Genomic DNA, 21,138 nt, shown 5'->3' on the forward strand with positions numbered 1-21,138 from the left:
GGTCGTGGCGACACTGACCCGAAGGAGTCCCGAATGACCGACCAGATCCTGCTGCCCGGCCAGGCCGCCGCCCCGGCCGGGCCGGCCGACATGACGATGATGTACGTCCTGCACCACGCGTTCCGGCGCGACCTGCGCGACTTCCGCGCCATCGTGGAGGGGGTCGCGGCAGACGACCAGGCCGCCTGGGGCCGGCTGCGCGAGCGCTGGGGGCTCTTCACCTCCGAGCTGCACACCCACCACACCAAGGAGGACGAGATCCTCTGGCCGCTGCTGGCCGGCCGGGCCCGCGAGGCCGCCGACCTCGACAGCCTGCGGGTGCTGCGCGAGATGGAGGCCGAGCACGGGGTGCTCGATCCCCTGCTGACCTCGTGCGACGCCGGTTTCACCGCGCTGGCCGCCCAGGCCGACCCGGACGTGCTCGGCGACCTGCGCGACGACCTCGCCGAGCTGGACGCGGCGCTCGACCGGCACCTGGGCCACGAGGAGTCGGCAGCGGTGCCGATCCTGCAGCGCTACGTCGCCGGCGAGGAGTGGGAGGTGATCGAGCGCGAGAAGTTCCGGGGACGTCCCTCGGTGGGCCACGCGCGCCGGTTCCTGCCCTGGATCTTCAAGGGGCTCGGCGCGGACGCCGCCGACCGGGTCCTGGCGATCGGCGGGCCCGGCATGCGGCTGCTGCTGGCCAGCTCACGGCGCGGCTTCGAGCGCCGCGAGCGTGCGGCCCTCGGCTGACGCCGGGAGCCGGAGCTCGACCTTGCAGCCGAGGCCGGTGCTCCCGGCGCCCAGCCGGAGCACCGCGCCGAGCTCGTCGGCGCGCTCGCGCATCGAGCGCAGGCCGATGCCCTCGACCTTGTCGGGCGGGAGACCGACCCCGTCGTCGGAGACGACGAAGAGCGTGTCGCCGTCCGCGCGACGGCGCAGGTGGACGTCGCAGCGGCTCGCCTGGGCGTGCCGGCTGACGTTGAGCAGCGCCTCGCTCGCCATCTGGTAGACCGCGACCTGGATCGGCGGCTCCAGGTCGACGTCGGCGGCGACGGTGACGTGCACGGCGAGCTCGTCGCCGGTGAACCGCTCGGCCAGCGCGGCGAGCGCGGTCGCGAGGTCGCCGTCCTCCAGGGCCAGCGGGACCAGCGACCGGCTCAGCCGGCGTACCTCCTCGCCCTGCTGGGCCAGCTCGCGCTCCAGCATGTCGAGCATGTCCTCGGCCGCCTGCGGGTCACGCTCGCGCAGGCCCCGGGCGGCGACCAGCCCGAGCCGGATGCCGGCCAGCGCCGGGCCGAGGCCGTCGTGCAGGTCACGGCGCAGCATCCGCCGCTCCTCGTGCCGTACGCCGGCCATCCGGCGCCGCGCGGTGGTCAGGGCGTCGACCGACTGGGTCAGGTCGATGGTCATGCCGACCAGGCCGGCCACCTCGGTGAGCATCCGCGTGGTGCGCTGGTCGAGCCGCTCCCCCGGACGGGGCCGGGCGACCAGCCGGCCGACGTCGCGGCCGCGGCTGGTCAGGGTCAGCACCAGGTCGTCCCCGCCCGGCGCCGGCACCTCGGCGGTCCCGGGCGCGACGAGGTGCACGTCGGCCAGGCGCAGGCTCCGGCACAGGCCGGCGGCGAGGGCGTCGAGGTCGAAGCCGTCCCGGCCGTCGGCGCTCGACAGCAGCCGCGCCGGGTCGGCCCCGGTGCCGTAGACGAGGTGGTCCACGCGCCGCTGCACCAGCCGGCGCAGCGGGGTCGCGCCCAGGCCGACCAGGCCCACGGCGAGCGCGAGGGCGACGTCCGACTGACCGGGCAGGACCTGGGTGGCGACCGCGATGAGGAGCAGGTAGGCCAGTGCGATCGCCACGGTCATCATCGCCCAGACGACGCCGCGGTTGACCCGGGCGTCGACGCCCCACATCCGCCGGCCGAGGACCAGCACGAGCAGCGCGGCCGGCAGGAACAGCTGGGCCACCAGCAGCAGTGCGCCGCTCACCTCGGCCGCCGTGCCGGTCCAGTCGTCCGACATCGGCATCAGGAACGCCACCAGCGCCACGACCATCGCGCCGTGCCCGGCCAGCAGCCAGCCCAGGCCGCCGCGCTCCGCGGGCGGGGCCCGGCGTACGCGCACCAGCAGCCAGATCCAGACGCCCACGCCGAGCAGGGCGACGGTGCGGTCGGGCCAGAGCCCCAGGCTGCGCAGCAACGACTGCCACCAGGCGACGTCGATCCCGAACGGGTTCGGCGGCAGACCCGGCACCACGACGGTCAGGCTCGGCAGGGTGGAGACCACGATCGCGCCGACCGCCACCGCGACGGCGGGCCACCGGCGCCGGCCGCCCGGCACCACGAGCAGCGGGACGACGGCCACGGTCGCGTAGACACCCGGCACCCACGCCCAGTAGGGCAGGTACACCGCGAGGTCCTGCCCGGGCCAGGCGTCGTCGAGCGCGACGTACCCGGCGGCGAGGCCGGAGGCACCGCACCCGAGGGCGGTGATCGCCAGGATCCAGACCACCGGGTGGCGCGCCCGGGGCAGCATCATCAGCACGACGCCGCCGTAGACGACCGCCGTGACGACGTCCATGATCCAGTCGGCGACGTTGGGCGGCGCGGTGCCGGTGCCGATCAGGGCCACCACGGCGCCCGCGGCCAGCAGCCACGACGTGCCGGCGACCAGCCAGGCCAGGACGTGCCAGCGGCGGGTGGACCGCGCGGTCACGGTCGCGCCAGGCGGGAGCGGGCGGCGCGGGCCACCGCGGACCCGATGATGAGCTCGCCGCGGGCCACGCCGCGGATCGCGCGCTGCACGTCGTCGGCCTCGGCGGACTTGAGCAGGTAGCCGGCCGCGCCGGCCTCGAGCGCTCCGGCGACGTGGTCGTCGTCCTCGTGCATGGTCATCACGAGCACCTTGAGGTCCGGGTGCGCGCGCACCAGCTCGCGGGTGAGCTCGATGCCCGACTCCCCCGCCAGGTCGAGGTCCATCAGGACGACGTCGACCCCGCGCCCGACCAGCGCCCGGGCACCCGCGGCGTCGCCGGCGGCACCGACGAGCTCGAGTCCCTCGAGCGAGCCGAGGAGCCCGGTCATGCCCATCCGGAACATCGGGTGGTCGTCGACGACCGCGACCCGGAGCAGCGCCGTGGCCGCCGCAGCGGCTTCGACCGGCACCTCGCCGGTCACGCGCTGCTGGAGGATGGCGGTCTCCAGGGCGCCGACCGCGGCGCTCGCGTCGACGCCGAGGTCGTCGCGCAGCGTCTCGCGCAGCCGGCGCAGCGCGGCGAGGCCGTCGACCTGGCGCTCGGCCCGCACCAGCGCGGCGGCGTGGAGCAGCCAGAGCCGTTCACGGTGGGGGTGCCGCGCGGTCTCGGGCTCGAGCCGGCGCGCGGCCTCCGCGGCGCCGCCCTCGTGGATCCGGACCAGCTCGCGCAGCTCGACGGCCGCGGTGCGCACCTCGTGGAGCCGGGCCCGCTCCGCGACGATGGCCGGGGCGTCGCCGAGCTCGGCGTACGGCTCGCCGCGCCAGGCGGCCAGGGCCTCGTCGAGCCCGGCGGTGACGGGGGCGAGCGTGGCCGCGTCGGGCGTGCCGCGCAGCGTCCAGGGCCGCTCGGGGTCGGTGCGCAGGGTCGCGGCCGCGGTCTCCACGGCGGACTCCAGGAGCCGGGCGTCGATCGCGTCGGTGGGCAGCCGCAGCGCGTAGCCCAGCGAGGAGGTCCGGATCACCGTGCCCGCACCGCGCGGCGCCCGTCCGGGCTCCAGCACCTTGCGCAGGCCGGCGACGTAGCCCTGCACGGTGACGACGTGGCTCGTCGGCGGCTCGTCGCCCCACAGCGCCTCGACAAGGCCGTCCAGGCTGACCGGGCGTCCCGCGTGGAGCGCGAGCGCGGCCAGCACCTGGCGCGGCTTGGGCGCGCCGAGGTCCAGGACCCGGCCGTCGACCTCGACCTCGACCGGACCGAGCACGCGCACTCTCACGCGCGACAGGCTAGCCACGTCCGGCCCTCCGCACCGGCGGTTGGCGTGCTTGCTCCCCCATCGGACGACCTCGTCAGTGGCCGATGACGCCGGCCGGGTCGTACGCCGCCCGGACCTCGTCGAGCCGGGCGGCGACGCCGCCGGGCCAGGCTGTGTCCCACGCGTCGGGCTTGTTGAGCGCGCCGATGAAGTTCGGCTGGAAGGTGCCGCTCGCCCACGGCGCCATCGCCTGGGCCAGCGCACCCACCGCCGCCGGGACCGGGCCGGCGAACAGCTCGGGCACCGGGGCGCTGACCACGAAGAGCCCGTACGCCGCGTCGCGTCCCGCGACCGCATCGGGCACGGCCGGTGCCTGCGCGAGCCGGCCCCCGAGGCGGCGTACCTCGACGACCGCCAGCGGTGCGCCCGTCTGCGGCCCGGCGGCCGCGAGCATCGCGCGGGCGGCGTCGGCGTCGAAGGCGCGCAGCAGGGCGCCCGCCTCCAGCACCGGCATCGGCTGGTCCGGGTCGGCGTGGACCGCGCCGATCGCGGCCGCGGGCAGCTCCGCGAGCGTGTCGACGACCGGCTCGGCGACCGTGCGCATCGGCTCGACGAGCCCGGCCGCCAGGCCCGGCTCCGCCGTCGCGTCGAGCGGGACGGCGATCCGCACGTGGACCACGAACCGCCCCCGCAGCGGCTCGGGGACGAACGGGAGGTCGGGCAGTTGGAGCAGCGCGACCGAGGTGTTGACCAGGTCGGGCACCTGCGCCGACCAGGCGGCCCACGCGGTGAGCACGGCCTCGGCGTCGGTCGCGGCGAAGAACAGCCCGCCGCCGTAGACCCGGGTGAGCGGGAGCAGGTCGACCTCGACCGCGGTGACGACGCCCGGGACGTGCTTGCCCCCGAGCAGCGCCCAGAACAGGTCCGGGTGGCTGGACGCCGAGGCGGACACGACCTCGCCCGTGCCGGTGACGACCTCGGCGGAGCGCACGTAGTCGCTGGCCCAGCCGTAGGTGCGCCCGAGCGGGCTCAGCCCGCCGCCGAGCAGGAAGCCGATCGCACCGACGCCCGGCGCCGAGCCGGACAGCGGGGTCAGGCCGTGGGGTGCCGCCGCCTCGGCGACCTCGGCCCACGTGGTCCCGGCGCCGATCCGGGCGCTTCCGCGCGCCGCGTCCACGCGCACGCCGGCGAGCCCGCGGGTGAGCAGCGCGAGGCCGCCCTCGATCGGGTGGGTCCAACCGTGGCCGGTACCGACGGGGTGGACCTGGCGGCCGGCCCCGGCCGCGCGCCGTACGGCGGCGGCGACCTCGGCCGCGGTGCCCGGCTCGGCCACCTCGTCGGGGGCGTGGCGGTGGGCCAGGTTGAACAGGGGCAGGGCAGCGGGCGCAGCGGGCGCAGCAGGCGCGTCGGGCATGGCGGTTACTTCTCTCGGTCGGTGGGCGCCCAGCGTCGCCAGCCCCGCTGGACGTGGGCTGGAGGACCTCCGGGCCCGGTCCCCAGTCGGTCTCCAGTGCCTGCCCAGGCGCCGCCGCCAGCCTGGAGCCTCCCCCCGGAAAAGCGGTGGGCGAGCGCGTGTGGGGCGCCTCGTCCACCGCGACCGGGGGCGCACCCGATCCCCGTCGTCCCGGCCCCACGGAGGTGGACCTCCCCATGACCTCACGCACGTACCTGCGCCGAGCCGCGGCCGGTGGCCTGGCCGCCGTCCTGCTCGCCGGCCTCCCCGGTGCCGCGGCGAGCGCGGCGAGCGCGGCTCCTCAGGGCGACCCGCCCGGCACGACCTACGTCTACCGCGCGACCTTCTCCGCGACGGTCACCCATGCGCTCTTCGTCGACTGGGCCGACGGCGACAGCGACGAGCAGACCCTCGAGGTCCGGCTCCAGGGCGCCATCCCCAGCATCACGATGGACCAGGCCCTCGACCTGACCTCGACCAGCATCCCCACCAGCGTGGTCAAGGTGGTCGCGGCCCAGGCCGAGGGCGTCACCCGCACCAACAGCGGCCAGCACGTCCGGACCTGCACCGCCTCGTCCGGCACCGCCACCGGCAAGCCGGTGCTCTGGCCGGACCCGCTCTTGCAGACCAACGACTTCGTGCCGTTCGCCTTCCTCGAGCTGCCCGGGTCGTGCACCGACAGCGAGGGCCCGCCCTCGGCGACGACCTTCGAGTACGAGGCGATGCTCGCGCTGACCCACGGCGGCCCCGCCGGTGCCCCGTCCCTGAGCCTGCCGTTCCGCGTGGAGCGCGGCACGGCGCCGCTGACGCGGCCGGACGAGTGCCCCGGCTACATCGCCGGCCAGACGCCCGTGTGCCACTACGCCATCGAGGGCACGCTGGACCTGCACCTGCTGCGCAAGGTCCCGCCCGCTCCCCCGAAGCCGCCCGCCCCGCCCCGGGGCGCCGTCCTCGCCCCGGGCGCGAAGAAGGTGACCGCCGGCGTCCGCTGCCCCGCGCGGTGCACGGTCACGCTCAAGGTCACCCCGCTCTCCGGCGGACCCACCCTCGCGGTCCGCAAGGTGACCCCGTCTCCCGGCCGGGTCACGACCGTCAAGGTCGCGATCCCGCCCGGCAAGCGCGGCCTGGTCAAGAAGGCCGGCGGCGTCCGGCTGCGGCTGACCTACCGCCACGCCGACGGCACGACCTCCACCGAGACCCGAAAGGCACGACGATGAACCTGCACCCCCGACACCTGCGAGCCCCGCTCGCCGCCGCGGCGGCGGCCCTCGCCGTCCTCACCGCCGTACCCACCGCGGCCACGAGCGCGCCACCGGTCGCGGCCACCGCCGCAGCCGCCGCGTCGGCCGGCGGCACGATCACCTACGTCCGCGGCCACAACGTCTGGGTGGCCCGGGCCGACGGCAGCGGCGCGCGCCAGGTCACCTCCGGCGGGACGGCGGCCTCCCCGTGGCGCTCGCCGACGTCCTCCGACGACGGCCACATCGTGGCCGGGCGCGGCAACCTCGTGCACCGGATGGACCAGTGGGGCACGGTGCTCGACACCCTCGACCCGCCGGACCTGCGCAGCTCGGCCGGTGAGCTGCTCGGCGGACCGCCCGCGCACCTGGCGGTCTCGCCCGACGGCACCAAGATCGCCTACACGTACGAGAAGTACTCGTGCCCGCCCAACCTGGCGTGCCGGATCCGCTACGTCACCGCGTTCACGTCCTCGCGCGCGGTCACCTCGCCCGACACCTGGGGCGTGACGTACGACGACAACCCGTCGTGGATCACCGACAGCCGGGTCGCGGTCAACGCCGACCTGATCGACAACATCAACCTCTTCGACCTCGGCCGCGGCACGACGCACTGGTTCGACGAGGACGACTACCGCACCGACGACCGCCCGCTCTTCGACTTCGAGGTCGCCCGCAACGCCGGCTACGCCACGGCGATCCGCAGCACCGGCGACGACGCGCACGTCGTCTACTACCGGGTCAGCGGCAACTACCGCAACGGCGGCCGGCCGCCGATCCCGGAGGGCTTCTGCGCCACCACGCCGCAGCTCGGCATCACCTCGCCGACGCTCTCGGCCGACGGCGCGCTCGGGGCGTGGGCCGAGCCCGACGGGATCTGGATGATGCGCCTGGGCGCGGCTCCCTGCGAGATCGAGCCGACCCGGGTCATCCCGGGCGGCTCGGCGCCCGCGTTCTCGCCGGCGACGCTGCAGACCTCGCGGCCGTCGTACGCGTTCTCGGTGGCGCGGGGTCCGCGGATCACCGGCGCCCCGAAGGCCGGCCGGAGCCTCACCGCGGTGGCACCGGTCGTCTCGCCGCGGGCGAGCGGCGTCCGCTACCAGTGGCTGCGTGGCAGCACGGCGATCCGGGGCGCCACCCAGGCGCGCTACAAGGTCACCCGCAAGGACCGCGGCAAGACGCTGCGAGTCGCGGTCACGCTGACCCGGCCCGGCTTCGGCACCAAGAAGGTCGTCTCGGCCCCGGTCCGCGTCCGGCGCTGATCCACGCCGTCAGCGCAGCCCCGCCCCGATCATCGCGACGGTGAGGTCCACCAGCTGCTCGCGGTCGACGTCCTCCGGACGCCCGAGCGCGATGCGCAGGCAGGTCGAGACCAGGACCCCCATCAGCATGAAGACGACCCCCTCCAGCTGCTCGGGAGCGAGGTCGGGGCGGTGCCGGCGCGGCAGCAGCGAGGCGAGACGGTGCAGGTCGCCCTCGATCTCGGGCAGCACGTTGGCGTTGTTGCCGGCGGGCAGCTGGTTGACCATCGCCGCGATGACGCCGCGGTGCTGCTCGAAACCGGCGACGAGGGTGCGCACGACGAGCCGTAGGGCGTCGTCCAGGTCGAGCTCGAGGGCGTCGACGACGCTGACCATGAGGTCGTCGCTGATGGCGCGCACCGCCTCCTCGCGCAGGACGCCGAGCAGCTCGCCGCGGTCGTTGAAGTAGCGGTAGAACGTCCCGCTGCTCACGTGGGCGTCACGGATCACGGCCGTGGTGGAGAGCCGCTCGATGCCGTCGCGGTCGAGGATCCGCACCGCGGTGTCGAGGAGCAGGCGGCGGGTCTGGACCGCCCGGTCCTGCCGCGGGCGGGCCCGCTGCCGCTGCGCCACGTGCGCCTCCGCAAAAGTGAATAGAAGGTGAGGATCTCTCACTTTAGCCTCGTCGCATGACCACGCGACAGGTCCCGCAGACGATCCCCACCAGCCTCCGCCGCGTCGCCGAGGCGCGGGCCCGGTTCGGTCCCTTCGCCGAGCGCTACCTCGCCGCCATGGCGGACGGCGACCCGCTCGCCGACGCCTTCGTCGCCGACTTCCCCGGGCTCGGGCACGGCAAGGCGATGCGGATGCTGCGCACGGCGTGCCGCGAGGGCATCGGCGCCGTACCGGACGCGCCGGACTCGCTGGTCGCGCTCTTCGCCGAGCTCGACGCGGTCCCCGCCTGGGTCGACACCGCCGCGATCGACCACGACTCGCGCTACACCTCGCGCTACTCCCGGGCCTCCGGCATCGTGCTCGGCGCGGCCTCGCTGGTCAGCGGCTACGCCAACTCCGCGGCCTCGCGGCCCCTCGAGCTCACCGGCCGGTACGTCGAGAACGCCGGCGCCCGGACCATCGAGGTCGGCTCCTGGCTGCTCGCGGTCAACCAGCCGGGCGGCCTGACCCGGTTCAGCGACGGCTTCGAGCTGACCGTGCGGGTGCGGATCATCCACGCCCTCGTGCGGGCGAGTCTGCGCGAGCGCCCCGACTGGGACGAGGCCGCGTGGGGGCTGCCGATCTCGCAGTCCTACCTGGCCTACACGCTCGTCGAGTTCACGCTCATCCCGCTGCGCGCGATGCGGCGGATCGGGGCGCCGTACCTGGCGCACGAGGAGGCGGCCGCCTACGCCCGCTGGCGCTACCTCGGTCACCTGCTCGGCATCGAGGACGGCCTGCTCCCCCGCAACGCCGCCGAGCAGGAGCGGCTCGAGGAGATCTACCTGCTGACCCGGCCGGTGGTCGACGACTACTGCCGGGCGCTGGTCGCCAGCATCAACCGGGAGTTCCTGGTCCCCGAGATCGAGGGCGTCCTGCCCCGGCCGCTCGCCCGCCAGGCGCCGCGGGTCGTGCACGCGCTGGAGCGGCTCTTCCTCGGCGACGAGATCGCCGACGAGCTCGCCGTCCCCCGGACCCGGCTGACCCGGGTGCTCGCGCTGCTCGGCCCGGTCCTCAGCCTGGTCAACCACCTGCGCGACCTGGTCCCCGGCACGCTCGGGCCGCGCACCCGCAAGGGCAAGGCCTACGAGGCCGAGCAGGAGGAGCGGCTGCGCCGCGACTGGAACGTCCAGCACGACCTGGTCGACGCCTCACCCGGCGGCGGGCGGCCGCACCCGGCACGCGGCGACGGCTGAGGCCTGGGGACCTGAGGGGTGAGCCCGCGCGGGCTCACTCGTCCTCGTCGTCGAGGCCCTGCTCGATGACGTAGCGGGTCAGCTCGACGCGGTTGTGCATCTGGAGCTTGCGCAGGGTGTTCTGCACGTGGTTCTGCACGGTGCGGTGCGAGAGCACGAGGCGCTCGGCGATCTGCTTGTAGGACATCCCCTTGGCGACCATCTTGAGGATCTCGGTCTCGCGGTCGGTGAGCCGCTCACCGGGCGGCATCGCGGGCTGGTCCATCCGCCGGAACTCCCCCAGCACCAGGGCGGCCAGGCCGGGGGTGAAGACGCTGTCGCCGGCGGCCACGCGTCGTACGGCGTCGATGAGCTCGTCGCGCGAGGCGGACTTGACCAGGTAGCCGGTCGCGCCCGCCTTGACCGCCGCGAGCACGTCGTCCTGCTCGCCGGAGGCCGACAGGATCAGCACCCGCGAGGACGGCTCGCTGGCCAGCACCTGCGCGGTCACCTCGACCCCGCTGGGCTCCGGGATCTGCAGGTCGAGGACGACGACCTGGGGCCGGGTCGCGTTGAACCGGTTGACCGCCTCGGTCCCCGTCGCCGCGACCGCGACCACCTCGAAGCCCGCCGCGGCGAGGTCGCGCTCGACAGCGTCACGCCACATGGGGTGGTCGTCGACGACCATGACCCGGATCCGGTCCGTCATGGGAGGGACCCTAGGCCATGGCGGCCTCTTGGTCGCCGTCGCGAGCGGTGCTTGCGGCCGATCGGGCAAGGCGGAGCAGCGAAGGCGGGCCGGAGGCCCGTCGAGTCTGCGACAACGCCGCCCGATCGAGTCGCAAGTGCCGCGCAGCAGGCGAGCAAGAGGCCGCCATGGCCTGGGCCATGGTCGTCGCCGATCCGGTGAGGCAGGTCAGGCGGACGGCACGTGCTCCTCCAGCCACGTGGTGACGTAGGTGAGCACGTCGGGGTCGATGGTCGTCGTGATCTGCGCGTACTCGTCGGGCGTTCCCGACGTGGCGGGCTGCATCAGGTGGTTGGCGCCGGCGAAGACGTGCACCGTCGCATCGGCGTCCTCGCTCAGGAAGCGGCGCATCAGCGGCTCGTTGAGCGAGGGCGGCACCTGGATGTCCTTGCTGCCGAAGAACGCCAGCGTCGGCACCCGCAGCGCGCGGAGCGCGGGCTCCGGGTCGTACGCCGTCTGCGCGGCCATGGTCGGCGTGACGGTCGGGTCGAGCGCGCGGGCGCCGTCGAGGTCACCGGCCGTCAGGAGGTCGCACAGGCGCTGGTTGGCGGCGTCGCTCTCCTTCAGCTTGTCCGGGGTGCCCTGCTGCTGGAGCTCGAGCTGGGCCCGGGCCTGGTACTTCAGCACCTCGCAGCCGGTCTGCGCGGGCCCCGCCATCAGGACGACGAACGCCACCTTCTCCGGTGCCCGGGACGCCGCCAGCGGCGCCAGGTAGCCGCCCTGGCTGTGCCCCATCAGGCCGATCCGCTCCGGGTCGATCTCGGGACGCTCGCGCAGGAAGTCGGTCATCGCCAGGGCGTCGGCGGTCAGGTCGTCGTACGTCGCGTCGGCGTCGCTGCCGGTGGTTCCACCGACGCCGCGGTCGTCGGTGCGCAGCACGGCGTACCCGGCGCGGGTGAGGGCGTCGGAGAGCACCAGGAACGGCTTGTGCGCGAAGCCCTGCTCGTCGCGGTCCTGCGCGCCGGCGCCGGTCAGCAGCACCACGGCCGGGAACGGGCCCTCACCCTCGGGCGAGGTGAGGGTGCCGGCGATGGTGACGTCGCCGGCCTCGAACGAGACGTCCTCGCTGCGGTACGGCAGGGGCTCCTCCGGCTCCTGGGGGCGCTCCAGCGGGGCGACCGTGCCCCGCTCGAGGCTGACGGCGAGGTCCTGGCCCCCGGCGGTCAGCTTGCCGGTGATGCGGTCGGTCGCGGCGGCGTAGGTACCGGCGAACGTCGCGTCGGGCGCGATCTGCGGCGCCTCGAACGCGACCTCGGTGTCGGTCGTGCGGACGCCCGTGAGCTCGGCGTCCTCCAGGCCCTGCGCGGGGATGGTGATCGTCGCGCCGTCGCCGGAGAACGTGAGGCCGACGTCGACCGGTGCGCCGGGCACCTCGATGACGCCGGCCCAGTCGCCGTCGAGACCACGGGGCTCCTGCGCGGTGGGCGGCTTCTCGGCGGCGGGCTTCTTCTTGTCGTCCTGGGAGCAGGCGCTCAGGACGAGCGCGAGGACGGCGAGGGCGAGGACGATGATGCGGGGGGATGATCGGGACATGGCGCGACGCTAGGTCGGGCCGCGGGTCCGGCACATCGGGAAGGTCCCGGGCTCTTGCCCCTAGGGGGTGGCTCCCACGTCGGCGCCGTCGCGAGCGGTGTTGGCGGCCGATCTGGCAAGGCCGAGTCGCGAAGGCGGGCCGGAGGCCCGTCGAGTCGGCGAGAACGCCGCCAGATCGAGTCGCCAACACCGCGCAGCAGGCGCCGACGTGGGAGCCACCCCCTCAAGGGGCGCGGTGGAAGCGCCCGCGCCGGTGGAGCAGCGCGTCGTCGTCCTCGGCGCCGATCTCGACGTGCTCGATCGCGGCGGTGACCTCGACCGACCAGCCGACCTCGCGTTCACTGGCCAGGCGGACGCCGGCCCAGGTCGTGGCCGACACCAACCGCGGCCCGTACGGCGTCGCGGTGAACGCCGCCTGCCGGAACGGCCCCCCGGGCGCGGGCGCCGTGCCCGCGAAGGCCTCCGCGAGCTGGCGGTCGGCCCACGAGAGCAGCTGGACCACGCCCCAGCCGCTGGTGCGCAGCACGTCGAGCAGGTCGGAGTCGGGGTCGAGCAGGGCCAGGACGACCGGCTGGGGACCGAGCGCGACCATGTGCGAGCTAACCGTCAGGCCGGCCCGCTCGGTGTCGTCGCCCGCGGTCCAGAGGGTGACGGCGCCGCCGACGTGGCCGCGGAAGCGCCGGGCCGGGTCGGGATCGGCGTCCGCGAACGGGTGCGTGCTGTGGATGGTCATCCCTGCTCCCTCGGTACGACGAGAACCCACTCCGTGCCGTAGCCGCCGGTGTCGAGCGTGGCGGTCCCGCCCAGGTCGCGGATCCGGCCCCGGATGGACTCGCTGACCCCCATCCGGCCCTCGGCGGCGGCCGCGTCGAGCCGTCCCTCGGGGATCCCGGGTCCTTCGTCGCGCACGGACACCTCGACCCGGTCGCCCAGGTCCTCGAGCAGGATCCACGCGGGCGCGCCGGCGCCGACGTGGCGCTCGACGTTGTCGAGGCAGGCGCGGACCACCGCGACCAGCTCGGCCGCCGCGGGCGCGGGCAGCGGGACGGCACCGGCCGGGAGCGCCACCTCGGTGCGGGGCCGGCTGCCGAGCGGCCCCAGGAGCGCGGCGAGGTCGGCGGTGGTGGTGGCGACCGCGGAGGCGGTCACCGCCTCCTGGGAGCGGATGAGCGTGCGCAGCGCCTGCTCCTGCTCGCCCGCGAGCCGGCCGAGCTCGGCGGCCTCGCCCCCGAGCTCACCGCCGCGGCGCTGCACGAGCGCCAGCACCTGGAGCACCCCGTCGTGGACCACGCGGGCCAGCCGGGCGCGCTCGGAGGCGGCGGCCGCCTCGCGCTGGGCGCGGTCGCGCTCGGCGGCCATCTGCTTGAGCGACTCGCACACGAAGCCGAGCATCGAGCCGCCCAGGAGCAGCAGGAAGACGTTGCCCCAGTCCTTCTGGTGCACCTCGCTGCGGGTGAGCAGGTCGACGGCGCCGAGCAGCACCGCGGCCGCCGTCCCGCCGCGCCAGCCGTAGCGGACCGCCCAGGCCAGCAGCGCGCCGACGATCCAGTAGCCGGGGATGGTCGCGTTGAACCACTCCCCCTTGACCACGGGCGTGACCAGCAGCAGGCCGACGGCCAGGGCCAGGTCGGCCAGCAGCACCGCCGGGATCCGGCGCTCGGGCGCGGCGTACACGACGATCGAGACGGCCGTCGCGACCACCATCAGGCCCACGCAGGCCCAGCCGAGCACCGGGTGCTCGAAGTTGTTGCGGTAGGCGTTGATCGCCACCGTGTAGCCGAGGACGACCACCCGGAGCACCGCCAGTGCCCGGAACATCCGGTCCTCGACGGCGATCGCTGCTCGCGTCGCCGCCGCGGTCCCCGCGCCCGGGTCCGTCAGGACGCGAGCTTCCGCTGCTCGCCGTCGCCGTGCTCGGCCTTCTTGGCCTCGGACTTGGCGCGGGTGGCGTACATGTCGACGTACTCCTGCTGGGAGAGCCGCATGATCTCGTACATGATCTCGTCGGTGATCGAGCGCAGGATGAAGCGGTCGTTCTCCATGCCGGCGTAGCGCGAGAAGTCCATCGGCTTGCCGAAGCGCACGTGCGGACGGGTCCAGCGCCCGAAGGTCTTGCCCGGCGGCGCGACGATGTCGGTACCGACCACGGCGACCGGGATCACCGGAACCCCGGTCTCGAGCGCCAGGCGCGCGATGCCGGTCTTGCCGCGGTAGAGGCGGCCGTCGTGGGAGCGGGTGCCCTCGGGGTAGATGCCGAAGAGGTCGCCGTCGGAGAGGACCTTCTTGGCCGAGATCAGCGCGCCCGCGGCCGCGTTGGCGCCGGAGCGGTCGATCGGGATGTTGCCGGTGCCGCTGAAGAAGTTCTTCTGGAGCCAGCCCTTGATGCCCGGCGAGGTGAAGTACTCCGCCTTGGCGACGAAGCTGACCTTGCGCGGCACGACCAGCGGCATGAACAGCCAGTCGGCGTAGGACAGGTGGTTGCTCGCCAGGATGGCGGGCCCCTCGGTGGGGACGTTCTCGACGCCCTCGGCACGGGGGCGGAAGATCACCTTGAGCAACGGCCCGAGAGCGATGAACTTCAGGAACCAGTAGAACAACCGACCGCACCTTCCCCTGCGCGTGCACCCGCCCGGACGGGCGCCGACTGATCGAAGCGTAGTGCCTTGGCGCACATCTGCCGACCCGGCGACCACGGGCCGTCGGTGCGGCACAATCACCTCATGCCGCCGACCGCTGATGACCCCGCCGCGCCGCTGACCGTCGCCGCACGTCCCGAGCTGACCGGCGGACGCCGGATCGGCGTGCTGCTCAGCCACGGCTTCACCGGCTCGCCGGTGTCGATGCGGCCGTGGGGCGAGCACCTCGCCGCCCTCGGGTACGGCGTGCACGCGCCGCTGCTGCCCGGCCACGGCACCACCTGGCGCGACCTCAACACCCGGCGCTGGCAGGACTGGTACGGCGCGATCACCGACGCCTTCGACGCGCTGCGCGCCGAGCACGACGCCGTGGTGGTCGGCGGGCTGTCGATGGGCGGTGCGCTGGTGCTGCGGCTGGCCGCCGACCGCGACGCCGACCTGGCCGGGGTCATGGTGGTCAACCCCGCGGTCGCGACCAAGCGGCTCGACGTCAAGCTGCTGCCGGTGCTCAAGCACCTGGTGCCGTCGTTCCCGGCGATCGCCGGCGACATCAAGAAGCCGGGCGTCAGCGAGAACGGCTACGACCGCACGCCGCTCAAGGCGGCGCACTCGATGATGCAGGCCTGGCCGCACCTGCGCGCCGACCTGTCCCGGATCACGGTGCCGATGATCTACTTCCGCTCCCCCGAGGACCACGTGGTCGACGAGTCGTCCGAGCCGCTGGTCCTCGGGGCCGTCTCCTCCACCGACGTGACCCGGGTCGAGCTGCCGGAGAGCTACCACGTGGCCACGCTCGACAACGACGCTCCGCTCATCTTCGAGCAGTCGGCGGCGTTCGTGGCGCGGGTGACCGGCGGCGCCTGACCGCGCAGGTCCTACGCTGGAGCCGTGCAGCGGGAAGACCCGGACGAGGACGCCGCCTGGCAGGCCATCGTCGACAACTACGGCGAGCGCGCCGAGCTCGAGCCGGAGGCCGAGCCCGAACCGGTCCGTGTGGACCCCGCCGACGACCTCGACGAGCCGGCCGAGCTCGGGGACGACGACCCCGACGACCCCGAGGACGACATCCCCGCGTTCGACCGGTTCGTGCCCGAGGACCCGCCTCCGGTGCCGATCCCGCCGTTCGACCGGCTGCTCGCGTGGGCCGGTGTCTTCGGCTCGCCCACGATCCTGCTGGTCTTCCTGATCTCCGGGCTGAGCATGCCGGGCTGGCTGGGCTGGCTGCTCGTGGGCGGCTTCGTGCTCGGCTTCTGCTACCTGGTCATCCGGATGCCGGGCTCGCCGCGCGATCCCTGGGACGACGGGGCACGCGTCTGATCGCTGCGTGGGCCGCGACGAGCGCGCTCACGCACAGCCCGGCGAGCAGCAGGTTGCGCACGGTGAGGACCGCGACCATCACGCCGCTCCAGCCGTCGTGCCCGAGCAGGTGGTTGTAGCCGACCGGGTAGATGAGGTGGGTCAGCGCGGTCGTCACGAGCAGCACGGCGGTCCAGCGGCCGAGCCGGCGCCGGTCGGCCGCGTCGACGAGCGCCAGGCCGGCGCAGGCGGGCGGCAGCACCCAGAGCAGGTACTGCGGGCTGAGCACCTTGCCGCCGGCGATGAACGCCAGCACCGCCGCGAGCGTCAGCCAGACCACGGCGGTCAGGCCGGTGCGCGGGTCGGGCAGCCGCACCCAGGCGAGGACCCAGAGCGCGACCAGGACGGCGAGCAGCAGCGCGGTGGCGACCGTGCTGGCGGTGAGCAGGGCGTCGACGCCGGGGCCGCGGACCTCCCAGGCCTTGGACGGCGCGTAGAACACGTCGTACTGGTGGGGGGAGAAGGCCCAGCGCACCATGGCCGGCGTCGCGGCGAGCGACTCGATCTGGAGCCCGCGGCGGCCCTGGTACGACAGCGGCGAGACGACCCGGTCCCAGCCGCCGACCGCGATGCTGACCAGCACCAGGACGACACCGGCGACGGCACCGGACACCACGACCCGGAGCCGGCTCGCGGCGGGCGCGGCGAGCCCGGGCAGCACCAGGGCGGGGCTGTACTTCACGCCGGTGGCCAGGACGCCGAGGACGGCCGCGCGGCGCGGGGCGTCGACGTAGGTGAGCAGGGCGAGGGCGACCAGCACGCCGGGCAGCAGGTCGAAGCGCGCGAACGACAGCGCGCCGAGCGCCGGCGTCGCGGCCAGCCACGCCCAGACCGGCGCGCTGGACGCGCCCGGGGTACGGGCCCGGCCCACGAGCACGTGCAGGAACCAGGCGTCGAGGAGCAGGGCCAGCGCGAAGACCACCGCCGGGTAGATCGCGCTCAGGCCGACCAGGTGGAGCAGCCCGTAGGGCAGCGCGAGCACGAGGAAGGCGGGTACGGGGTACTCGCGCAGGGTGCCCCCGACGCCCTCGGCGCCGAGGCTGTCGAGGTTGGCGGCGTAGTACTTCAGGTCGAAGGCCGAGCCGGTCTCGACGGTCACGAAGAGCAGCAGCACGACCAGCCGGCTCAGCCCCCAGAGCGCCCACACCCGGGCGCGGTCGGGCGTCATCGGCCGCGTCCGTCGCGGGCCAGGAGCGCGGCGCCGACCGCACCCGCCTCCGGACCCAGCGTGGCCGGGACCAGCGGCGGCACGGCGCGGTAGTCCGTGCCCTGCAGGGACTCCTCCAGCGCCCGGCGGGCCGGCGCCAGCAGCAGGTCGCCGACCGCGGAGACCCCGCCGCCGACCACGACCACCTCGGGGTCGAACGCCGAGACGAGCCCGGCCGCGCCGACGCCGAGCCAGGTGCCGATCGAGCCGAAGGCGTGGCGGGCGACCTCGTCGCCGGCCCGGGCCAGCGCGGTCACCTCGGGCCCCTCGAGGTGACGGCCCAGGGCGACGCGGGTGACCCGTTCGAGGGCGCGCCCGCTGCAGTACTGCTCCCAGCAGCCGCGCAGGCCGCACTCGCAGGCGAGCCCACCGGGCACCACCTGCATGTGGCCGAACTCCCCCGCCAGTCCGTGCGCGCCGCGCACGACCCGGCCGCCGAGCACCAGCGCCCCGCCGATGCCCGTGCCGATCGTGATGAGCAGCGCCGCGTCGACCCCGCGCGCGGCACCGGCCACGAGCTCGGCATGGGCCGCGCAGTTGGCGTCGTTGTCGAGGACGACGGGCAGAGCGGTGCGCTCCGCGATCACCCGGCGCACCGGGGCGTCGCGCCACGGCAGGTGGGCGCCGAAGAGGAAGCGCTCGCCGGCGGCGTCGACGAGCCCGGCGGCGGAGATGCCGAGCCCGGCGGGCGGGTGCGCGCCGTCCTGGACCGCCCGGACCGCGGCGACGATCGCGTCCTCGACCTCGGTGACGGGCGCGGTCCGGCCCGGCATCGGCCGGGTGGCGCTCGCCTCGACCGCACCGGCCGCGGACACGCGTACTGCCAGCACCTTGGTGCCGCCGACGTCGACGCCGACGTAGCCCGCGCCCATGCTCACCCCCGTGCGAGGTCCGCGGCGCCGATCATGCCGGCGCGGTTGCCGAGGACGGCGGGCACGATCGCGGCGCGGGGACGGAAGCCCCGGCCGGTCAGCTCGCGGTCGAACGCCGCCCGTACCGGGTCCAGCAGCAGGTCGCCGGCCGCGGCGACGCCGCCCCCGACGACGATGACCGCCGGGTCGAGGACCGCGACGAGCGAGGCGATGCCGTGCCCGAGCCAGCCGCCCAGGTCGGCGAGCAGGCCCGCGGCGGTGGCATCTCCGGCCACGGCGGCCGCGGTGACCATCGGCCCGGTGATCGCGGACGGGTCGCCGCCGGCGGCGTCCAGGATCGCCGCGCCGGGCGCGGCCTGCGCGGCGCGGACCAGCGCGGTGCCGCTGGCGTAGGACTCGAGGCAGCCGCGGTTGCCGCAGCCGCACACCAGCCCGTCCGGTACGACGCACAGGTGGCCGATCTCGGCGGCCACGCCGTAGGCACCGCGCAGCAGCCGCCCCTCGGTCACGACGCCGCCACCCACGCCGGTGCCGACGGTCACCATGAGCTGGTCGTCGGCGTCGCGGCCCGCGCCGTGGCGGAACTCGCCCCAGGCGGCGGCGTTGGCGTCGTTCTCGACGACCACGGGCAGACCCGTGCGGCGCGCGAGGTCGGCACCGAGCGGCTCGTTGCGCCAGGCGATGTTGGGCGCGAAGAGCACGGTCGAGCGGTCGGCCGCGACGTAGCCCGCGGCACCCACCCCGACCGCGCGCACCGGGTGACCGCCCGGCCCGGTCAGCTCGGCGACGAGCGCCGCGACGGTGGTGGCGATGGCGCTCGCGTCGGCGGCGGGCGACTCGACGCGGGACTCGGCAACGACCGTGCCGCCGGCATCGACCACCGCACCGGCGATCTTGGTGCCGCCGATGTCGATCCCGCAGGTCAGGTCGCCGGTCACGGGCCCGGGTCCGGCCCGTCGTCGTCGAGGTCGATGTGCTGCACCTCGGGCCCACGAGCGGCGCCGGAGCCGCTGTCGGGCGGCTGGGGCAGCGTCTCGAGCAGGCCCGCCGCGGCCTGGAGCAGGGAGGAGGCGGCGACCGTGAGGTGCGCCTTGACCTCCGGCGAGGTCTGCCGGACCGCGTGCACCACCCGGCACACCGGGCAGTAGCGGCACTCGGCCGCGTCGGTCGCGAGGTGCTCGTTGACGTCGTGGGCCATCGCAGCGGCCTGGCCGGCCAGGTTGCCGAGCCCGCCGGCGGTGTCGCCGGTGTGCTGCTTGGCCAGGTCGGCGAAGGCGCCGAGGAGCTTCATCGCCTCCTCGCCGACGCTGCCGATGTCGTCATCGGGCATGGTGCTGGTCTCCCATCGCCACCGGATCGGGCTCCGCGAACCGTACCCGCAGCTCGCCCTCGACCACGCTGGCCCCCGCCACCCGGAGCCGGGCCAGGCCCGGCGGCAGCGTCATCAGCCGCCGGTAGGAGCCGACGGTCATCACGAGCTCGTCGCCGTTGCGGGCCAGGTCGACCTCGGCCCGGGTCACGAACGGCAGCGCCAGGTGGGCGACCGCGCCGCTCTCGCCCCGGGTGACCCGGAACGGTCCCTCCCCCGCCGGTACGGCGAGCGGGTCCGCGCCGTCGTACAGGCCGGTGGCGAGGTCCGCGAGCGCCGCGACGCCCACCGGCTCGGCCGCCTGGTACTGCGAGGTCCACACCGGCAGCCCGCCGAACGACTGGGCCACCTCGCGCAGCACGCCCGCCTGGGCGGCCACCCACCCGGCCCGCCACGGGTCGCCGTCACCGTCGGGGAAGACCCGGTTGGCGACCACGCCGTCGACGCGGTAGCCGAACAGGCACAGGCTCGTGTAGGCGCGGCGCGCCTCGGCGAGCACCACCTGCTCCGGGGTGAGCACCAGCCGCACGCTCGCCTCGGGCCCCGACAGGAGCGCGTGGACGTCGTCCAGCTCGCCGTGCAGGCGGGTGATCGCGTCGAAGACCGCGTCCCCCGGCATCGGTACGCCGGCCGCGCGGTTGAGCACCGGGCGCAGCGCCTTGACCAGCCGGCGCTGGATCGGCAGCAGCCGCTCGAGGTACCACCCGAGCGCCTCGGGCAGCGCCAGGAGCCGCAGCGTCTCGGCGGTCGGCGCGCAGTCGACGACGATCACGTCCCAGCGGCCCGAGCGGGCGTGCTGGCGCAGCTCGAGCAGGGCGAGCACCTCCTCGGCGCCCGGGATGACGGTCATCTCCTCGGCCGCGACCGGGTCCATGCCCACCGCGTCGAGCACCGAGAGCAGGTAGCGCTGGATGTCGGCCCAGGACTGCTCGAAGCGCAGCTGGGCGTCGACCTGCTGGAGGAACAGACCGGGCGCCACCTCGGTGGGCTCCGCGCCGGTCGGGCCGGCGCCGTAGGCATCGGCGAGCGAGTGCGCGGCGTCGGTCGAGATCACCAGCGTGCGCAGGCCGCGCGCGGCCGCGAGCGCCGCCGTACCGGCCGCGACGGTGGACTTGCCGACGCCGCCCTTGCCGGTGAAGAGAACGATCCGCACGCCGGCAGACCTCAGGCGCCGGACTCGACGCGCTTCTTCAGGCCCTTGAGCGCGGTGTCGATGAGGATCTTCTCGCCCTTGCGCTTGAGCATGCCGATCAGCGGGATCGAGACGTCGAGGGCCAGCCGGTAGGTCACCTCGGTGCCGGAGCCGCTCGCGCGCAGCACGTAGGCGCCGTCGAGGGCCTTGAGCATCTTGCCCTCGGCGAGGGTCCAGGTGACCTGGCGGTCGCCGTCCCAGACGTAGGCGAGGGTGTACTCGTCCTTGATCGGCGACACATCGAGGGCGAAGAACACCTCGCGCGCCCGGCCGGCCTGGGCCGGGTCGCTGTCGTCGTAGGACGAGCGGACGTCGGCGACGGTGACGCCCTTGGCCCACGCGGGGTAGGCCGCGAAGTCGGCGATGACGGCCATCACCTCGGCGGGCGGTGCGTCGACGACGATCGACGAGGACGTCTGTTCGGCCATGCGGGAAGGCTACCGGACCTGGTCCCGCCCCGGGCGGGCACCGGACGTGACGC

Annotated in this window: 21 protein-coding genes; 6 read left to right on the plus strand and 15 right to left on the minus strand. The window is 75.0% G+C overall.

Features of this window, described 5'->3' with window-relative positions; genetic code table 11:
* The first annotated feature begins 33 nt into the window (after nucleotides 1–33).
* Nucleotides 34–732 (plus strand): hemerythrin domain-containing protein, encoded by a 699-nt coding sequence (locus tag CCO04_RS16295; protein WP_215815187.1) that lies wholly within the window; start codon nucleotides 34–36, stop codon nucleotides 730–732.
* Here the strand turns inward: CCO04_RS16295 and CCO04_RS29835 are convergent.
* From CCO04_RS29835 to CCO04_RS16310, 3 genes are all read right to left on the minus strand, one after another.
* Entirely contained in the window at nucleotides 688–2,691 is a 2,004-nt protein-coding gene (locus CCO04_RS29835) for a histidine kinase (RefSeq protein WP_215815188.1), read from the minus strand. The genes CCO04_RS16295 and CCO04_RS29835 overlap by 45 nt on opposite strands.
* Entirely contained in the window at nucleotides 2,688–3,944 is a 1,257-nt protein-coding gene (locus CCO04_RS16305) for a BTAD domain-containing putative transcriptional regulator (RefSeq protein WP_215815189.1), read from the minus strand. The genes CCO04_RS29835 and CCO04_RS16305 overlap by 4 nt, the downstream gene beginning before the upstream one ends.
* 73 nt (nucleotides 3,945–4,017) lie before the next feature.
* Entirely contained in the window at nucleotides 4,018–5,337 is a 1,320-nt protein-coding gene (locus tag CCO04_RS16310) for an FAD-binding oxidoreductase (RefSeq protein ID WP_215815190.1), read from the minus strand.
* Nucleotides 5,338–5,573: 236 nt separating this feature from the next.
* Here CCO04_RS16310 and CCO04_RS16315 point away from each other — a divergent pair, with 236 nt between their 5' ends.
* Complete coding sequence (locus CCO04_RS16315) at nucleotides 5,574–6,593, plus strand: hypothetical protein (RefSeq protein WP_215815191.1); 1,020 nt, start codon at nucleotides 5,574–5,576, stop codon at nucleotides 6,591–6,593.
* The gene (locus CCO04_RS16320; RefSeq protein WP_215815192.1) at nucleotides 6,590–7,876 is read left to right on the plus strand and encodes a hypothetical protein; all 1,287 of its coding nucleotides are present in this window, start codon (nucleotides 6,590–6,592) and stop codon (nucleotides 7,874–7,876) included. The genes CCO04_RS16315 and CCO04_RS16320 overlap by 4 nt, the downstream gene beginning before the upstream one ends.
* 9 nt (nucleotides 7,877–7,885) lie before the next feature.
* Here CCO04_RS16320 and CCO04_RS16325 read toward each other — a convergent pair whose 3' ends face one another.
* A complete protein-coding gene (locus tag CCO04_RS16325; protein WP_215815193.1) occupies nucleotides 7,886–8,488 on the minus strand; it encodes a TetR/AcrR family transcriptional regulator in 603 nt (200 codons plus the stop codon).
* A gap of 56 nt (nucleotides 8,489–8,544) precedes the next feature.
* Here CCO04_RS16325 and CCO04_RS16330 point away from each other — a divergent pair, with 56 nt between their 5' ends.
* Nucleotides 8,545–9,765 carry an oxygenase MpaB family protein gene (locus CCO04_RS16330; RefSeq protein WP_215815194.1) on the plus strand — a complete coding sequence of 407 codons (1,221 nt, stop codon included), beginning with the start codon at nucleotides 8,545–8,547 and terminating at the stop codon, nucleotides 9,763–9,765.
* A 34-nt stretch (nucleotides 9,766–9,799) separates the two neighbouring features.
* Here the strand turns inward: CCO04_RS16330 and CCO04_RS16335 are convergent, their stop codons facing one another.
* The 5 genes from CCO04_RS16335 to CCO04_RS16355 all read right to left on the minus strand — a co-directional run bounded on the left by CCO04_RS16335 (nucleotide 9,800) and on the right by CCO04_RS16355 (nucleotide 14,622).
* A complete protein-coding gene (locus tag CCO04_RS16335) occupies nucleotides 9,800–10,453 on the minus strand; it encodes a response regulator transcription factor (RefSeq protein ID WP_215815195.1) in 654 nt (217 codons plus the stop codon).
* Nucleotides 10,454–10,660: 207 nt separating this feature from the next.
* Nucleotides 10,661–12,025, minus strand: coding sequence for a S9 family peptidase (locus CCO04_RS16340; RefSeq protein ID WP_215815196.1), 1,365 nt, complete (start codon nucleotides 12,023–12,025; stop codon nucleotides 10,661–10,663).
* A 223-nt stretch (nucleotides 12,026–12,248) separates the two neighbouring features.
* Nucleotides 12,249–12,758 carry a flavin reductase family protein gene (locus CCO04_RS16345; protein WP_215815197.1) on the minus strand — a complete coding sequence of 170 codons (510 nt, stop codon included), beginning with the start codon at nucleotides 12,756–12,758 and terminating at the stop codon, nucleotides 12,249–12,251.
* Complete coding sequence (gene macS / locus CCO04_RS16350) at nucleotides 12,755–13,843, minus strand: MacS family sensor histidine kinase (protein WP_252373351.1); 1,089 nt, start codon at nucleotides 13,841–13,843, stop codon at nucleotides 12,755–12,757. The genes CCO04_RS16345 and macS overlap by 4 nt, the downstream gene beginning before the upstream one ends.
* 59 nt (nucleotides 13,844–13,902) lie before the next feature.
* A complete protein-coding gene (locus CCO04_RS16355) occupies nucleotides 13,903–14,622 on the minus strand; it encodes a 1-acyl-sn-glycerol-3-phosphate acyltransferase (protein WP_215815198.1) in 720 nt (239 codons plus the stop codon).
* A gap of 123 nt (nucleotides 14,623–14,745) precedes the next feature.
* Between CCO04_RS16355 and CCO04_RS16360 the strand changes: the two genes are divergently transcribed.
* Together CCO04_RS16360 and CCO04_RS16365 are read left to right on the plus strand one after the other, a co-directional pair.
* Nucleotides 14,746–15,525 carry a carboxylesterase gene (locus CCO04_RS16360; protein WP_215815199.1) on the plus strand — a complete coding sequence of 260 codons (780 nt, stop codon included), beginning with the start codon at nucleotides 14,746–14,748 and terminating at the stop codon, nucleotides 15,523–15,525.
* A gap of 24 nt (nucleotides 15,526–15,549) precedes the next feature.
* Nucleotides 15,550–15,978 carry a hypothetical protein gene (locus CCO04_RS16365; RefSeq protein ID WP_215815200.1) on the plus strand — a complete coding sequence of 143 codons (429 nt, stop codon included), beginning with the start codon at nucleotides 15,550–15,552 and terminating at the stop codon, nucleotides 15,976–15,978.
* Here the strand turns inward: CCO04_RS16365 and CCO04_RS16370 are convergent.
* Genes CCO04_RS16370 through CCO04_RS16395 form a run of 6 tightly spaced genes read right to left on the minus strand, consistent with a single transcriptional unit; the run spans nucleotide 15,923 to nucleotide 21,085 of the window.
* Nucleotides 15,923–17,185, minus strand: coding sequence for a glycosyltransferase 87 family protein (locus tag CCO04_RS16370; protein WP_215815201.1), 1,263 nt, complete (start codon nucleotides 17,183–17,185; stop codon nucleotides 15,923–15,925). The genes CCO04_RS16365 and CCO04_RS16370 overlap by 56 nt on opposite strands.
* Complete coding sequence (locus CCO04_RS16375; RefSeq protein ID WP_215815202.1) at nucleotides 17,182–18,096, minus strand: ROK family protein; 915 nt, start codon at nucleotides 18,094–18,096, stop codon at nucleotides 17,182–17,184. The genes CCO04_RS16370 and CCO04_RS16375 overlap by 4 nt, the downstream gene beginning before the upstream one ends.
* A gap of 2 nt (nucleotides 18,097–18,098) precedes the next feature.
* A complete protein-coding gene (locus CCO04_RS16380; protein WP_215815203.1) occupies nucleotides 18,099–19,034 on the minus strand; it encodes an ROK family glucokinase in 936 nt (311 codons plus the stop codon).
* Entirely contained in the window at nucleotides 19,031–19,426 is a 396-nt protein-coding gene (locus tag CCO04_RS16385; protein WP_215815204.1) for a hypothetical protein, read from the minus strand. Before CCO04_RS16385 ends, CCO04_RS16380 begins: the two co-directional genes overlap by 4 nt.
* Entirely contained in the window at nucleotides 19,416–20,618 is a 1,203-nt protein-coding gene (locus CCO04_RS16390) for an ArsA family ATPase (RefSeq protein WP_215815205.1), read from the minus strand. Before CCO04_RS16390 ends, CCO04_RS16385 begins: the two co-directional genes overlap by 11 nt.
* 11 nt (nucleotides 20,619–20,629) lie before the next feature.
* Nucleotides 20,630–21,085, minus strand: a complete 456-nt coding sequence (locus tag CCO04_RS16395; RefSeq protein ID WP_215815206.1) for an SRPBCC family protein — start codon at nucleotides 21,083–21,085, stop codon at nucleotides 20,630–20,632.
* Between the last annotated feature and the right edge of the window lie 53 nt (nucleotides 21,086–21,138).

The sequence above is a fragment of the Pimelobacter sp. 30-1 genome (genome assembly GCF_018831735.1).
GTDB lineage: Bacteria > Actinomycetota > Actinomycetes > Propionibacteriales > Nocardioidaceae > Nocardioides.